Origin of the sequence: Persicitalea jodogahamensis, assembly GCF_014651615.1 — a bacterium.
Taxonomy (GTDB): domain Bacteria; phylum Bacteroidota; class Bacteroidia; order Cytophagales; family Spirosomataceae; genus Persicitalea; species Persicitalea jodogahamensis.
Genome location: NZ_BMXF01000003.1, coordinates 561,185 through 577,475, shown reverse-complemented (window position 1 = coordinate 577,475; position 16,291 = coordinate 561,185). Strand labels below are relative to the sequence as shown.

Annotated in this window: 12 protein-coding genes; 8 read left to right on the top strand and 4 right to left on the bottom strand. The window is 50.5% G+C overall.

The window, feature by feature from the left end:
• Nucleotides 1-13 precede the first annotated feature (13 nt).
• The 6 genes from IE117_RS17755 to IE117_RS17730 all read left to right on the top strand — a co-directional run bounded on the left by IE117_RS17755 (nt 14) and on the right by IE117_RS17730 (nt 7,688).
• Nucleotides 14-1,450: a SusD/RagB family nutrient-binding outer membrane lipoprotein gene (locus IE117_RS17755; RefSeq protein WP_189565818.1), complete on the top strand. Its 1,437-nt coding sequence runs from the start codon at nt 14-16 to the stop codon at nt 1,448-1,450.
• 164 nt (nt 1,451-1,614) lie between these two features.
• Nucleotides 1,615-2,724: an efflux RND transporter periplasmic adaptor subunit gene (locus tag IE117_RS17750; RefSeq protein ID WP_189565817.1), complete on the top strand. Its 1,110-nt coding sequence runs from the start codon at nt 1,615-1,617 to the stop codon at nt 2,722-2,724.
• A gap of 58 nt (nt 2,725-2,782) precedes the next feature.
• On the top strand, nt 2,783-3,139 hold the full coding sequence (locus IE117_RS17745; RefSeq protein WP_189565816.1) for a four helix bundle protein: 357 nt from the start codon (nt 2,783-2,785) through the stop codon (nt 3,137-3,139).
• A gap of 24 nt (nt 3,140-3,163) precedes the next feature.
• Nucleotides 3,164-6,265: an efflux RND transporter permease subunit gene (locus IE117_RS17740; RefSeq protein ID WP_189565815.1), complete on the top strand. Its 3,102-nt coding sequence runs from the start codon at nt 3,164-3,166 to the stop codon at nt 6,263-6,265.
• Nucleotides 6,266-6,559: 294 nt separating this feature from the next.
• Nucleotides 6,560-6,844: a hypothetical protein gene (locus tag IE117_RS17735; RefSeq protein ID WP_229581082.1), complete on the top strand. Its 285-nt coding sequence runs from the start codon at nt 6,560-6,562 to the stop codon at nt 6,842-6,844.
• Between the two features lie 88 nt (nt 6,845-6,932).
• Complete coding sequence (locus IE117_RS17730) at nt 6,933-7,688, top strand: methyltransferase family protein (protein WP_189565813.1); 756 nt, start codon at nt 6,933-6,935, stop codon at nt 7,686-7,688.
• Here IE117_RS17730 and IE117_RS17725 read toward each other — a convergent pair whose 3' ends face one another.
• The 4 genes from IE117_RS17725 to IE117_RS17710 form a co-directional block, all read right to left on the bottom strand.
• Nucleotides 7,689-8,936 (bottom strand): NAD(P)/FAD-dependent oxidoreductase, encoded by a 1,248-nt coding sequence (locus IE117_RS17725; protein ID WP_189565812.1) that lies wholly within the window; start codon nt 8,934-8,936, stop codon nt 7,689-7,691.
• A 19-nt stretch (nt 8,937-8,955) separates the two neighbouring features.
• Entirely contained in the window at nt 8,956-9,957 is a 1,002-nt protein-coding gene (locus IE117_RS17720) for a 4-hydroxyproline epimerase (RefSeq protein WP_189565811.1), read from the bottom strand.
• A 106-nt stretch (nt 9,958-10,063) separates the two neighbouring features.
• Complete coding sequence (locus tag IE117_RS17715) at nt 10,064-10,978, bottom strand: dihydrodipicolinate synthase family protein (RefSeq protein WP_189565810.1); 915 nt, start codon at nt 10,976-10,978, stop codon at nt 10,064-10,066.
• A gap of 165 nt (nt 10,979-11,143) precedes the next feature.
• Entirely contained in the window at nt 11,144-11,317 is a 174-nt protein-coding gene (locus IE117_RS17710; protein WP_189565809.1) for a hypothetical protein, read from the bottom strand.
• A gap of 246 nt (nt 11,318-11,563) precedes the next feature.
• On the opposite strand from IE117_RS17710, the gene IE117_RS17705 reads away from it, so the two are divergent.
• Together IE117_RS17705 and IE117_RS17700 are read left to right on the top strand one after the other, a co-directional pair.
• The gene (locus IE117_RS17705; RefSeq protein ID WP_189565808.1) at nt 11,564-14,647 is read left to right on the top strand and encodes a SusC/RagA family TonB-linked outer membrane protein; all 3,084 of its coding nucleotides are present in this window, start codon (nt 11,564-11,566) and stop codon (nt 14,645-14,647) included.
• A 58-nt stretch (nt 14,648-14,705) separates the two neighbouring features.
• The gene (locus tag IE117_RS17700) at nt 14,706-16,259 is read left to right on the top strand and encodes a SusD/RagB family nutrient-binding outer membrane lipoprotein (RefSeq protein ID WP_189565807.1); all 1,554 of its coding nucleotides are present in this window, start codon (nt 14,706-14,708) and stop codon (nt 16,257-16,259) included.
• The last annotated feature ends 32 nt before the right edge of the window (nt 16,260-16,291 follow it).

Genomic DNA, 16,291 nt, shown 5'->3' with positions numbered 1-16,291 from the left:
GACAACTATCAATATGAAAAAGAACTTGAAAATCTCAATTATGAGCGCCCTAATGGCCACCGCGATGGTGGCTTGCGATCCGGGCGACTTCGGGGATATGAATTTAGACCCCAACAACCCGTCGGTACCGGTAACCGCCAACCTTCTCACTTCTGCCGAGACTGCTTTGGTCGGACCCATCACCGATACGCAACCCACGCTGTACTCTCAGCAGATTTCAGAGAAGTTCTACACCGAAGCTTCGCGCTACGGCACGCTGAATTTCAGCTTCAATGGTTTCTACTCCGGCCCTCTGGTCAATCTGCAGGAAATCATCAAGCTCAACACGGATGAAGCTACCAAATCGACCGCCGCGCAGAATGGCCCCAATGCCAATCAGATTGCGGTAGCCCGCATTTTGAAAGCCTTCTTCTTCTGGCACATGACCGACCGCTGGGGACCAATCCCCTACTCGCAAGCCTTGCAGGGACGGGACAACTTCAAGCCTGCGTATGATACCCAGGAGGCGATCTATACCGATTTGTTTAAGGAGTTGAAAGAGGCGACAGCGCAAATGACTTCTGGTTCCATCGACGGAGATCTTCTGCTTGATGGAGACATGGATCGTTGGAAGACTTTTGCCAACTCCATGCGGTTGGTAATGGCGCTGCGCCTTTCTGAGGTGAAGCCTGACGTGGCCAAAGCGGAGTTTGTAAGTGCCATGCAAGCTGGCGTTATTTCCAGCAATGCCGGTAATGTGGTCTACGACTTTCTTGCTGACGAGAACAATGACAATCCCTGGGAGGACCGTTTTCAGACCCGTCTGGATTTCAATATCAGCAAGCCAATGGCCGATCTGCTATTGGCGACTAATGATCCGCGCCTGCCGGTTTTTGCCGATCCTGCGGTTTTGACTCAAAAGTATGTGGGCATGCCCTACGGACTCGAGCAGGGAGCGGCGGGAGCCATTCCTAATGGACAGGTTTCTTTTCTGGGTACGGATCTTCGTCAGCAGACCTCTCCTGGCTATATCATGACCTACGCCCAGATGCAGTTCTCGATGGCCGAGGCAGCCTTGCGCGGCTGGATCACGGGCAGTGCTAAGACTTTCTATGAAGAAGGGATTAAAGCATCTTTCCAGCAATACGGAGTTTACAATGAAGCTGAATACAAGGCATTCATCGCTCAGCCGGAGGTCGCCTACACTCCTGCCAAAGGACTGGAGCAGATTATCACTCAGAAGTGGGTGTCTCTTTACACTTACGGCTACGAGGCTTGGGCAGAATTCCGTCGGACGGGTTTCCCTAAGCTGACTCCACCGGCCAACCCGATCAGCGTAAGCAAGATCATTCCGTTGCGTCAGGGCTACCCGACTACCGAGCGTGACCTGAATGGAGGCAACTACGATGCTGCTCTCACAATGCTGGGCGGAAAGGATGAATTGGATATGCCCGTATGGTGGGACAAATAACCAAAAAGTCCATAAGGTTTTACTTAAAAAATGCCCGGCTGATGCCGGGCATTTTTTTTGTCGGAAAATACAGCTGTTGGTAGGTAAACATTCCGTTATTAACTACCCTTTCCCGACATTTATACACTAAATTTGCTACCAATAAAATATTCTTAAGACATTCAATGAACAAACCCACTAAACGCCTGATTACGGTCCTGATAGTTGTAATGCTTTTAGGCCTTGTCTTTTATCCACGTCTGAAAGAGTTTTTCAATAAGCCTGATCAGACTGAAGCATCGGCAGATGCGCCAAAGAAAGGAAGTGGCGGCAAAACAGTTGTGTCAGTGATGGTCGTCCAGCCATCATCGCTCGATGACGTAGTTAAAACTACGGGCAGTATCCTGGCCAACGAGGAGGTGGAAATCAGAAGCGAGGTTTCAGGGAAAATCACCCAACTGCTATTCAAGGAAGGTCAGTATGTTCAAAAAGGAGCAACCCTGCTGAAAATCTATGATGACGACCTGCAGGCTCAGCTGCAAAAACTGGAATACGCAAAGAAACTCTCCGAAGACAACGAGTTTCGTCAGCGAAGGTTGCTCGAAAAAGAGGCCATCAGCCAACGCGAGTACGACATTAGCCTTACGACAGTTAAAACCAATCAGGCTGACATCGACAACATTAAAGCACAGCTTACCAGAACTACCATCAAAGCCCCTTTTTCAGGGCGATTGGGGTTGCGGTATATCAGTGAGGGTAGTTACGTGACCCCAACCTCCCGCATCACCACCCTCACCAACACCAATCCGGCGAAGGTAGAATTTTCGGTACCTGCCAAATACGCGGATAGAATCCGGACAGGCAGCATGATCACATACACCACCGAAAGTTCTGATGTCGAGCATACGGGCCGCGTCTATGCCGTGGATCCCAAAATTGACCCCCAAACCCGCACGCTGCAAATGCGGGCGACCAGTCCAAACGGCAACGGTGCCTTGCTACCCGGGGCATTCGCCCGCATTGAGCTTGTCACCGGTTCAAAAGGTGCAGCAATTACGGTCCCCAACGAGGCGGTTGTCCCCGAGCAGGAAGGCCATAAAGTTTTCCTGGTGAAAGATGGCAAAGCTACCCCCAGGGAAGTTAAAGTCGGGGTACGGGGTGAGGCACAAATGGAAATACTGGGAGGACTTGCGGCCGGAGATACCCTGATCACCACAGGTATTTTACAGGTAAAACCAGGTGGTTCAGTAGAAATCCGTGAAACGATACGAGATAAGGTGAAAGCAGCGTTATGATTGAGTTCATGAGTTAGAAGTTTTTGAGTTTAGGAGTTCTATTAGATCAAGAACAATTATGCAATCCTACAAAACGCTAAAAGTCTGGCAGAAGGCACATGAACTCGTGCTTTGGATTTACGAAATGACTAACTCCTTTCCGAAGCAGGAAATTTTCGGACTTACTCCTCAGATCAGACGATCCAGTGTATCGATCGCAGCTAATCTAGCCGAAGGTTGTGGCAAGTCAACAAGCAAAGACATCGCCAACTTTTTTCAAGTATCACTCGGATCGCTTCATGAGACAGAGTATTATATACTATTGGCAAAAGACCTTGCATATATTTCAATTCAAGATTTCCAAAAGAGCGACGATAAAACACGAGAGGTAAAAGCTATGTTAGTTTCTCTAATCAAGACTGTTCGAAACTCATAAACTTAAAACTCATATACCCCACCTATGGCTTCATTATCAGACATTAGCATTAAACGCCCGGTATTGGCGATCGTGATGTCGCTGGTCATTATCCTTTTTGGTGTCATCGGCTTCCTGTATCTGGGCATTCGGGAATTTCCGAGCGTGGACCCGCCGGTAGTTACGGTAAGTACCAGCTACACGGGGGCCAATGCCGAGATCATCGAATCCCAGATTACCGAGCCGCTGGAAGAGTCAATCAATGGCATCGCGGGGATTCGTACACTCTCCTCCTCAAGCAGTGATGGCCGCAGTAGGATCACCGTTGAGTTTGACCTGGGGGTGGATATGGAAGCCGCCGCTAATGATGTGCGCGACCGCGTTTCGGGAGCTCAGCGCAATCTCCCCCCCGATGTGGAACCGCCCATTGTTTCGAAGGCTGACGCCGATTCTTCGCCGATCTGGTTTATCAACGTGCAGAGTAGCACCCGCCCCCTGCTCGACCTGAACGACATAGTCACCCGACAGTTTAAAGAGAAGTTCCAGACCATCAAAGGAGTAAGTAGCGTACAAATCTGGGGAGAGCAAAAATACTCCATGCGATTGCGCATCGATCCGGCCAAAATGGCGGCTTACCGGCTTACATCCATTGATATTTCATCGGCCCTGGCCCGCCAGAATGTAGAACTACCCTCGGGTAGTATCGAAGGGCAGATGATGGAGCTTTCGGTCCGTACCTTGGGCAGGCTCAGAACGGTTGAAGACTTCGATAACATGATCATTAAGGAGGAGACCAATCGCATTGTTCGCTTCCGGGACGTGGGTCGAGCCGAGTTGGCCGCGGAGAATGAACGCACCTCTTTCAAGCGGGACGGCATTCCAATGATAGCCGTGGCAGTTATCCCCCAGCCTGGCGCCAATCACATCAGTATTGTCAACGACCTGAATAAAAAACTGGAACAAATTGAGGCCGACCTACCGCCCGATGTGAAGGTGGAACTGGGCAGCGACTACACCAAATTTGTGAAAGCTTCCATCTCCGAGGTAGAGGAAACCATCTTGATTGCCTTTTTACTGGTGGCCCTCATTATTTTTGTTTTTCTCCGAGACTGGCGCTCTACCCTCATTCCCCTGACGGCCATTCCAATCTCTCTGGTCGGTACATTTTTCATCATGTACCTCTTCGGCTTCTCAATTAATGTTCTTACCCTTTTAGGAATCGTTTTGGCCATTGGCCTGGTAGTTGACGATGCCATTGTAGTACTTGAGAATATCTACGCCAAAATTGAGGAAGGGATGAATCCTGCTCAGGCTGCATTTATCGGCTCACGTGAAATTTATTTTGCAGTCATTTCCACCACCATCACGCTGGCGGCGGTATTCCTGCCCGTTATTTTTCTGGATGGCGTTACCGGTCAGCTATTCCGGGAGTTCGGGATTGTAGTGGCGGGAGCCGTTATCATTTCAGCTTTCGTATCGCTTACCCTGACTCCCATGCTGAGTTCCAGGCTCCTGAAAACCCGGCAGCGGCAACCCTGGCTCTATCGGAAAACCGAGCCATTTTTTGTCTGGCTCACGGAAGGATACGAGTCGGCATTAATGGGTTTCATGCGTTACCGCTGGATGGCCTGGATCCTCATGCTCGGCTTTATCGGCATCAGCTACTACCTGCTGACTGGCAAGCGGCTGCCTGCCGAACTGGCCCCACTGGAAGACCGGAGCAATATCCGTATCAACAGTACGGCCCAGGAAGGGGCGACATTTGAGTACATGACCCAATACATGAACGAGGTGAGTCAGTTTGTATACGACGAACTGGCCCCCAACGAGCGTGTGGGTGTCGTGGCCATTACTTCACCGGGCTTCGGGTCTGGCTCCACCAATTCGGGCTATTTGAGACTTACCCTTTCTACACCTGAGCAGCGCAGCCGTTCTCAGCAGGAAATCGTGGAGGACTTGACCACCAAGCTCAAAAAGTTTTCGGGAGCGCGCACCATCGTTTCTCAGGATCAGACCATCAACGCCGGGCGCTCACGGGGCCAGCCCATCCAATATGTAATACAGGCGCCCAATTTTGAGAAGCTGAAAGAGTACTTGCCTAAGGTACTTGAAAAAGCACAAGCCAGTCCGCTACTGGAAGGAGCCGATGCCAACCTGAAATTCACCAAACCCGAAATCCGGGTAGAAATTGATCGTGAGAAGGCGCAAAGCCTTGGTGTTTCTATTCAGGACGTTGGCCAAACCCTGCAGCTTGCCCTGAGCGGTCGCCGCTTCGGGTACTACATTCAGGATGGTAAGCAATACCAGGTCATCGGACAGCTGGAACGGGCCGAACGCAATGACCTGCTGGATTTAAAGTCCCTTTATGTCAAGAGCAAATCCGGCGAACTCATCCAAATGGATAACCTGGTGAGGTTAACCGAACAAAGTTCACCGCCACAGTTGTTGCGCTTCAACCGCTATATTTCGGCGACAATCTCAGCAAATACGGCCAAAGGCGTGACCCTCGGCGAGGGAATTGCCGAAATCGAACGCATTGGAAAAGAGGAGCTGGATGACACCTTCAATACCGCTTTAGACGGCAACTCCCGCGAATTCAAGGAAAGTTCCAATAGCCTCCTTTTCGCTTTTCTGCTATCGTTGGTACTTATTTTCCTGATTCTGGCGGCACAGTTTGAGAGTTTTATCGATCCCATTATCATTCTGCTTACCGTACCACTTGCCGTTTGTGGAGCCCTGCTATCCCTCTGGGATTTTGGACAGACCATGAATATTTTCAGCCAAATCGGCATCATTGTTCTTGTCGGTCTGGTAACCAAAAACGGTATCCTGATCGTGGAATTTGCCAATCAGCGAAAGGAAGAGGGCCTCGACAAAACGCAGGCTGCTATCGAAGCCGCCGTGTCGCGCTTCCGGCCCATCCTGATGACCAGCCTTTGCACGATTCTCGGCATCCTACCCATCGCTCTTGCGCTGGGTGCAGGTTCCGAGAGCCGCGTATCGATGGGTATCGCCGTGGTGGGTGGAATGCTGTTCTCCACTGCGTTGACACTGTTTGTCATTCCAGCGGTATACTCTTACATGTCTCGCAATTACGTGGCACCGCCCGTGGAAGAGCGGCAGGATGCGGAGCTGGTTGGGGTGTAGTGGACAATTGCTTAGTTTGAGATTGTGCCTGATTTTCCTTTATTTGAGGGGATGAAAAGTACCTTCGCTGATCTTTTCCAGAATTTCAAAAAAGCTACAGGGCTCAGAGTTGTACTTTTGGGCCTTGTGGCTTTTTTTTCATTTCAAGAAGCAAACGCCCAAACTCAATCGGCCAGCGATGTCTCTGAGTTGAATTCGGGATTTTATTCTGAGCTATTTAATAGAGTATCTACTAGCGAAAAGAACAAGCAATCGCTATTGAGTTATGCCGAGAAATGCATTCGCTGCCAGGAAATGGCTTTGCGGAAAAGCGATTCGGGCAAAAGCACGGCATTATCCGGACTGCTGGGAAAAGCACTCATATCGCTCATTCTTTCCTATTATTTTGCCAATGTTCTCTATAAACCCAACGAACTTTTCTCATTCGCAAATACCGAAAAACCCAAAAAGTATGCATTTCTGACAGGTAGTGTAGTGGCTGGTTTCTTCCTAGCATTAACGGTATCGTCCTATTTCCTTCAATTGGATGTTGCCGAAGCCCAGTACATCATGGATTTGACAAAGTGTCTGTGCGATTGATCTGTTGAGATTTCTCCCCTCTCGATTGCCCCATATTGACCCTATAGTATTAATTTCGCCGCCAACGTACTATTTGGGGATCAGTAAAATGGAGTTAGTAAAAGAGTTTGACCGCCAGGGCAACTGGCTTTTTAAGTATAGAGGTACCCTCCCCCTGGTGATTCTGGGGATGGGATTGGCGGTCTATGCTTACATGGTCTGGCAGCACGCCCAGGTTTCCGATCTACCGTATACCTCGACTGAATACCAGTTTTTGTGCCTTGCCGTGGGGCTGTTTGGTCAGTTGATCAGGATCCTGACGGTGGGTTTTACCCCAAAAAACACTTCGGGCCGCAATACGGAGGAGCAAGTGGCCGATACACTCAACACTTCGGGTATCTACTCGGTAGTACGGCATCCGTTATACGTAGGAAACTTCTTCATGTTTCTGGGCGTAGCCATGCTAACGGCCAACACCTGGTTCATCGTCGCCTTCGTACTGGCATACTGGCTGTATTACGAGCGCATTATGTACACGGAGGAGCAATTCATTGAAGGCAAATTTGGGGATAATTTCCGGGCCTGGGCCGGAGTGACACCCGCCATTATTCCCTATTTTGGCCAGTGGAAGAACCCGAATTTGGAGTTCAGTCTGAAAAAAGTACTTCGGCAGGAGAAGAATGGCTTTGCGGCTTTGTTTATTCTTTTTTTCATTTTTGATGCCGTAGGGGAATACATCCTTTACGGTGAGATCACCTTCCGCAATCGGCATTGGCTTATTCTTGGCGTAGCAGGTGCGGTACTCTACCTCATTTTAAAGGTATTGAAAAACAACACGAAGGTATTATCGGTAGAAGGACGATAACTAGTTGAACCTTCCTGGCGCAAAAGCTTCGACGCCTACGCTTGCTTTGTTTCCTGCAATGGTATCCGCTACTAATTTTCCGGTGGCCGGACCAAGACTGAGGCCCATCATGCCATGGCCCGTTGCCAGGGTAAGATTGTTGAAATTCTTCACCCGGCCAATGTAGGGTAAACCATCCGGCGAGCAGGGCCGCAGACCGCTCCACACTTTTTCTTCTTCCGGAAAATCAACTTCCAAATCTGGGTAGTATTGCCGGATTGAGTGATGGATGCCACGCACGCGATTCATATTAATCGTTTCGTCTGTCCCGGCGATTTCCAGCGTCCCGGCAAAGCGGACACCGCCGCCCATGGGTGTGGCGGTAGTACGGGCTTCCAGCATAATGGCAGGTATTTGCATTTTGGTTTCCAGGCCTTCCGCAAGAAAGCTATATCCTTTACCACCTTGGAGTGAAAGCGAAATGCCTAGTTTCTGGGTCAAAATTGGCGACCAGGCTCCGGCGGCAATAACGAATTCGTCGAAAGAATAGCTGCCGCTGTCGGTCTTTACCGACTTGACTTTTTCATTTTGGATTTCGAAATCTTCCACCACATTATCTTCCAGGAAGCGCACGCCACTCTTTTTCAGATAACTAACCAAACCGGCAATCAACTGATTGGGGTAAATATGGGCGTCGCCGGGATAAAATACAGACCCTTCCACAGTCAACTGAACGTGCGGTTCCAATGCCTGGGTTTCCTTACCCGACAATAGCCGCGCTTCGATGCCCGAACGGTTGGCCACAGCAGCTTCCTCCTCCATCTCGTGGCGGGTACCGGGATTTTTGAAGAGCATAAGCAGGCCTTTCTCTTCCCAGCCAAAAGCGAAATCATCCTGGCTGGCCAACTCCTGATACAGTTCTTTGCTTAGCAAACTCAGGTCGCGCAGGTGAGGGATGGCGTAATGAACGTGCTTTTCGGTCGACTTTTTCCAAAAAAGATAGCCCCATTTTACCAGAGCGCTGCTTATACGCGGCTTGACGTAAAAGGGACTTTGGGCATCCAGCATCCAGCGCATCCCCTTGGCAATCATCCCCGGCTGGGCTAGTGGAATAATGTGACTTGGTACAATCATACCCGCATTGCCAAAAGAGCAACCGTCGGCGAAGTTGCCCCGCTCGATAATGGTCACCTCGCAGCCTTCCTGCAAAAGATAATAGGCCGAAAACAATCCGCTTACTCCGCCTCCAACGATCCCTACACTTTTCATCTATTCCGATATTCAGAAATTAAATTACCTGAAAACCATGCACATACGGATCTTCATCATCCAGAATAAGATGGTTATAACCATGGATAATCGCCCAACCTTCGATGCTGGGGACGATGGCGGGATGGCCGTCCAACTCGGTTTCATCTTCAATTCGCCCAATGAATTTGGAGCCGATGATGCTCTCGTGCACAAATTCCTCCCCCGGTCGCAGCTTGCCTTTCGCGTACCATTGTGCCATCCGGGCCGAAGTACCCGTGCCACAAGGCGACCGGTCAATAGCCTTGTCACCGTAAAATACCGCATTGCGGGCAGTGGAACTGGCATCCAATGGCTCACCCGTCCAGAGAATGTGGCTCAGGCCATTGATCGAAGGGTTTTCGGGATGCACGAAGCTATGACTGGCGTTGATCCTCTCGCGCAGTGTCCGTGCCCAGGCGATGAGCTGCTCAGCTTTGAAGTGTTCCAGACCCGGAAAATTGGTCTGGACATCGACGATGGCATAAAAATTCCCACCGTAGGCCACATCGACGGTAAGCATTCCCAAATCAGGGCATTCGACCGTGATCCCTTCGGCGGCGAGATATGATTTGATATTGGTAATTTTAACAGATTTGACCTTGTTCCCTACCTGCGTATAGTCAGCTACGATCAACCCCGCCGGTACTTCCAGTCGCAAAGTACCCGGTACTTTGGGCGTGACCAGCCCCTGCTCAATGGCCACCGTGACCGTACCGATGGTTCCATGCCCACACATGGGCAGGCAACCCGACGTTTCGATGAAAAGTACCGCCGCGTCATTGGCCGGATCAGAAGGTTCGTACAATATACTGCCCGACATCATGTCGTGACCACGAGGCTCGAACATCAGGCCGCGCCGAATCCAGTCGAATTCACGCATGAAATGCAGGCGTTTCTCACTCATAGTTGCCCCCTCCAAATGAGGGATAGCTCCACCGGTCACTACCCGTACGGGATTGCCGCAGGTGTGGGCATCGATGCAGAAAAAGTGTTTTTGCAAAGGTCTGAAGCAGTTAAAGACAGAATGTTTTTATAAAATTTGATCGAATTTCCGGAAAGAAATTACGGCCTGAATTTCAGGATGCAGCTCGCCCGGTTCGGAAGCTTCATAAATATAAATAATCAGGTAAATTGGGCCGATTGGCCAAACCTGTCTTGATGATTCCTTCCACCCGGTTACGCTCCTCCCCTACCAGCGGAAGCCGTGGCGCGCGCACCCGTTCAGTACCAATTCCCGTATGAACTTCGGCGAGTTTGATATACTGGACAAGTTTAGGGTGAAGATCCAGTTCCAGAAGCGGCAGAAACCAGCGGAAAATCTGGCGAGCTTCTTCCAGCCTGCCCGCTTTGATCAGGCGGTAGATGGCCACAGTCTCACGCGGGAAGGCGCAGACCAGCCCGGCCACCCAGCCGTCGGCGCCCATGAGTAGTTCCTCAACGGCCAGAGTATCTACACCGCATAAGATTTTCAGACGGTCGCCGAATCTATTACGGAGGCGGGTCACATTTGTCACCTCACGAGTCGATTCCTTGACGGCTTGAATGTTATCAAGTTCAAGCAATTCTTCGAACATATCCGGGGTAGTTTCGATTTTATAGTCGACCGGATTATTGTAGATCATGATTGGCAGAGAGGTAGATTGGGCGATCGCTTTAAAGAAAGCAACCGTTTCCCGATCATCCGCCTTATAGCGCATGGGAGGAAGCAACATCAACCCGCTGGCGCCCAGGTCGGCAGCAGATTCTGCCACCTTTATTCCGTCTTTGGTTGATGCTTCGGAAATATTAAGGATTACTGGTATTTTACCCCCAACCTTACCAACGGCATGTTTTACCAGACTTTCCTTTTCTTCATGGGTGAGCGTACTGGCTTCTCCCAGGGATCCGCCAAGTATAATTCCGTCGACACCTGCCTCAATTTGGGCTTCCAGGTTATGATCGAAGGCCGGCAGGTCAAGGGTGTCATCTGGGGTGAATTTGGTAGTGAGGGCGGGAAAGACGCCTTGCCAATTGAATGTCATGGAGAAAGTGATTGATTGATGGATTCAATAAGTTCGAAAAGTACGAACCCCTGAGCCCAAACACAAAAAAGCCATCACTGGGATGGCTTGAAATTGATGCAATCGTAAGATATATTTTCAGTTGACTTTCCCATGGATTACCAAAACGGTACCCTGGTCAAAAAGTCAGGCTGATTTCAAATGACGGGAAATCCTCAGCAGGCGTTCAGTATTTGACTGGTTGTTTGGTTTTTTCTGAAAATGATAAACATCACTTTGTTTCTGGCGGTTCTGCTCAACCAAGTAGGCGGCTAACACACCGGCAATAAGACTAATAAAGAAGAAGATGAGCATTTCCATAGCAGATCGTGGTTTTGTTGATTTTCAAACCAATATCAAATTCCTGTACCACCGTATTTTGTGCCCTTTATACTGGGGAATTCCACAATTTGAGTGGTAAAAAGTTCCCCAATAAATTTAAGTATCATTAAATCATCCCTAAAAAGCACTATTTCGGCTTTTTAAACCGCAGGTTACCTATGCTAGATTTTATTTTGTACTTTGAAATCCAATTGAACCTCCTTTATCACCCTATTATCAAACTTTATGAAAAAACAGCTATTCACATTGCTTTCCATACTTATTCTATCGGTGGGAAGTGTTTTCGGTCAGGATCGCGCCCTGAGTGGTACGATCAACGATGAGAACGGCCAACCCCTCCCCGGGGCCAGCGTTCTTTTGAAAGGCACCACCCGGGGTACCAACACGAATGCGGAGGGCAATTTTACCCTTAATGTCAACGGAGCAGGTACTCTTACCATCTCCACTGTGGGGTACGCCACCAAAGAACTACCTTTTACGGCTAGCCAAACCACGGTAACTACCAATCTCGACACGGATGTTCGTAGTTTGGGTGAGGTAGTTGTGACTGCCCTGGGTATTACGAAGGAGGAAAAAACCCTCAGCTACGCCACCCAACAGATCGACACCAAGACCTTTTCCAAGGCAAAGGAGCTCAACGTAGCCAACTCGCTTATTGGTCGGGTGGCAGGTCTCGACGTGGCTCGTTCGGCTTCAGGCCCCGGTAGTTCATCCCGGATCGTTCTTCGCGGCGACCGCTCCATCTCAGGCAACAACCAGGCCCTGATCGTGGTAGATGGCGTGCCCATGGACAACAGCAATTTCAGCCCCGGCAATGCCAACGGCGGACGCGATGGTGGCGACGGCCTGAGCAGTGTCAACCCCGACGATATCGAAGCCATGAACATCCTGCGCGGTGCGGCGGCTACGGCCCTGTATGGTAGCCGGGCGTCGAACGGTGCTATACTTATCACGACGAAGCGCGGCTCTTCCCGCAAAGGTTTGGGAGTTAGCATCAATAGCTCGTTTATGGCAGAACAGCCCATGTACCTGCGGAAATTGCAAAACGAATACGGCCAGGGTAGCGCCGGACAGTACAGCCCCCGCTCGGAATTTAGCTGGGGTCCTAAAATGACTGGTCAGTCGGTGGCGCTGTGGGGAAACGATCCCGAAACGGCAGGTCAAACTTATAATATGACTCCGCAGCCCAACAACTACGAGGATTTTTACTCAACGGGTAGTCAGTTATCGAATTCTCTTGCCGTAACGGGTGGCAATGACAAGGCCCAGACGTACTTTTCCTACACAAACGTGGGGGCCAAAGGCATTGTGGATAATAACAAATTGAAGCGCAACATATTCAACCTGCGTTTGACCAATAATCTGGGTTCAAAACTGACGCTCGACTCGAAGATTACGTACCTTAACGAGAAAATCGACAATCGGCAGTTTACGGGAGAGGCATTTGAAAACTTACAGCGACACGTGCTCCGTCTTCCCCGAAACATCAGGACGGAGGACGCCATGAACTACGATTACATTGACCCAAGTACCGGAAAGCTGCGTCAGAACTACTGGAACCCCGGGTCGAATGGTGGCCAGAACCCCTATTGGATCAAAAATCGGGTACTTACCAACGATCAACGCGACCGGATTACTGGTTTTTCCAGTCTGAAGTACCAGATTACGCCCGCCTTAAGCATCATGGGCCGCGCCGGACTTGACCGGTATGTGGATAAGTACGAGGGCAAATATTACAACGATACCTACACGATCGCCGACAACGGAAACTACCTTACTAGCTGGCGCGAAATTTCGGAATTAAACCTGGATATTTTCGCCATCTATCGTAAGGAGATTACGCCTGATTTCTCCATCGATGCCACCGTTGGAGCCAACCGCCTCACTCGCGATCGCCTCGATCAGAACACTAACAACAGCGGCCTCAACCGTGACAATCTTTTCATCACGACCAATGCCCGCAGCCCTCAGTCCAATCGGTCGGTGATTCAGACCGAGAAACAGGGAGTGTTTGCTACGGCGGATTTCACGTTTAAGAACGCGATTACCCTCTCGGCTTCGGGTCGCAATGACTGGTCATCCACGCTGCCGAAAGACAATCAATCTTACTTTTATCCTTCGGTAGGTTTCTCGGCGGTCATTTCCAGTTTGGTCACCCTTCCACAGGCAGTGTCTTTTCTCAAACTTCGTGGTACTTACGCCCAAACGGGTAACGACGCTGCCCCCTACCTGCTGAATCAGACTTACACTTTTTCAACGGGTGGCCCGAACGGGTTTATCTCCCGTGATAACGTCAAGCCGTTTCCCAGCTTGAAGCCTGAGCTTACTACCTCCCTCGAAGCAGGGATCCAGATGAAGTTTTTTGGCGATCGGATTGGCTTTGACCTCGGCTACTACACCAGTGATTCCAAAAATCAGTTGTTCCGGGTGGCGATTCCTCCGGCTTCGGGCTGGTCCACGGAGTATATCAACGCGGGTTTGGTACGTAACTCCGGGATTGAGCTGACGTTCAACGTTACGCCATTGCGACTGGACAAGCTTCGTTGGGACATCGATGTCAATTACTCCGCCAACAAAAATAAGCTGATTGAGCTCACGCCCGATTTGAAAACATACACCCTGGCCGGCGACTTCATGAATAGCGTTCGCGCGATTGAAGGCCGTCCGTTGGGTGAAGTTTACAGCCGGGGGTATGAGCGCAACGATCAGGGCCAAATTCTGGTCGATCAATTCGGGCTTCCCCGCATCACCAGCGGTACTTCGGTATATATGGGCAACACCCGCCCGACCTGGATCGGTGGTATCAGCAACCGAATCTCCTACGGAAGCTTTTCACTCAACTTCCTCATCAGTGCGCGCATTGGCGGCATCGTGTCGTCGTTCTCCAACGCCGTCCTTTACGCAGATGGCATCCCGGAAGGTACTTTGGAGGGACGTGAGTCTTATATCTTCCCTGGTGTGCTGGAAGACGGCACCGCCAACAACATCACAACTACCGCCGAGAAATACTGGCTGCGCGTCGGCGGCAGAAACACGCCGGCGGGCGAGGTGTTCACATATAGCGCGTCTAATATTCGCCTTCGTGAGCTCACGTTGAGTTATGCTTTGCCGGCCGATTTGGTTCAGAAATCACCTTTTCAAGGTGCATCTCTCTCCCTTGTGGGTCGTAACTTATTCTTCCTGATGAACAAAGCCGATGGCTTTGACCCTGAACTGACGGCGGGCGCCCAGAATACTACGGTGGGATTAGAGTCCTTCTCCCTGCCATCTACCCGCACCATTGGAGTCAACCTCAGCTTATCCTTCTAAAATCCGTACTGTCTCTCTTAGTTAAGTCTAAGAATTGTCAACCCAAAAAATCAAGAAAATGAAAAGATTGAAATTTTTTACCATCCCGGCTCTGCTTTTGGTGATGACGATCTGCTTCAATGCCTGTACCGATGGCTTTGAAGAACTGAACACCGATAAGTCCAAGCTTACGTCGCTCGATGCGGCTGGCGTCGGAAACGCCTTTGCAGCCGCGCAGTATCGCTCCATCCAGGCCAGTTGGCAAACCTTTCAAAGTCTGTTTGCCGACCTGCAGTCCCAATTCTTTGCCAACACTGCTGTCAACTTCCCCTCCGACCGCAACGTGATGGTAGGTGGCTGGCTCAACGGCGCCTGGAATGGTTTCTACGGCAACGCTATTTCGCCCATGCTGGGCGTGCTGGAAAGTACCAGGCCGGGCGGTGCAAGCGAAAATGCGGCGGTTTACGCCATGATGAATATCTGGAAAGTACAGATGTTCCTTCCCCGAACCGACTACTGGGGGCCGATCCCCTATTCGCAGGTTGGGAATGGCGAAAAGAGCGTTGCCTACGATTCGCAGGAATCCATATACAAGGATTTCTTAAAGCTACTAAAAGAGGGAGCTGCCAGTCTGCAAGCATTTGAGGGAAAAAACGTTTTGGGCAGCAACGACCAGGTGTACGGGGGCAATGTCGATAAGTGGATCCTATTTGCCAATACTATGCGACTGCGGGTGGCCATGCGGATGTCCAAGGTAGAACCCGCCTTGGCTAAGTCTGAGGCCGAGTCGGCTGCCGCTGGCGGACTCCTGTCCACCAACGACCACGATGCATTTCTGACGGTAACCCAAAATTCCCTCAACCCGATGGCCCAGGCCACAGCCTGGAATGAGTTCAGGATGAGCGCGGCAATGGAAAGTACCTTGAAAGGCTATAATGATCCCCGCATGAGCAAGTATTACGCACCCGTTCCCGGAACCAATACCTTCAAAGGCCTGCGCAATGGCTTTTCGCAGGCCGAGCTGGGAAATGATTTGAATGCTCCCGGTAATAATTCGAATGTAAATGACCGATTCCTGCCAGACAATCAGTTCACGACCCCCTTCCTGATTATGAATGCCGCCGAGGCTCATTTCCTGAAGGCGGAAGGCGCCTTGAAAGGCTGGAACATGGGACCGGGGACGGCCAAGGAATTTTACGAAAAGGGCATTGAAACCTCCATGAAGCAATGGGGAATCACGGACGCCGCCGCCATTCAGGCTTACATCAATGGCACAACTACCCCCATCGCCCTGGACGCGGGTCACGCCGTGAAGTCGGCACCGGTATCGGACATTCCCGTAAAATGGGCTGCCACACCTGAGAAGCAGCTACAGCAGGTCATTACCCAAAAATGGCTCTCGCTTTACCCTAACGGCCACGAGGCATGGGCAGAGTATCGCCGTACGGGTTATCCCAAGCTTTACCCAAGAATTAATTCAGAAAATCCTGAAGTACCTGCCGACGCTGTCGTAAGGCGTACTCCCTACACGCAAGGCGAGTCTAATACGAATGCCCCTGGCGTGGAGTCAGGTATCAAACTGCTCGGTGGACCGGATAATTCGGCCACTCGACTTTGGTGGGACAAGCAGTAAATAACAGATTTGCGATGTTTTGCCATACAAGA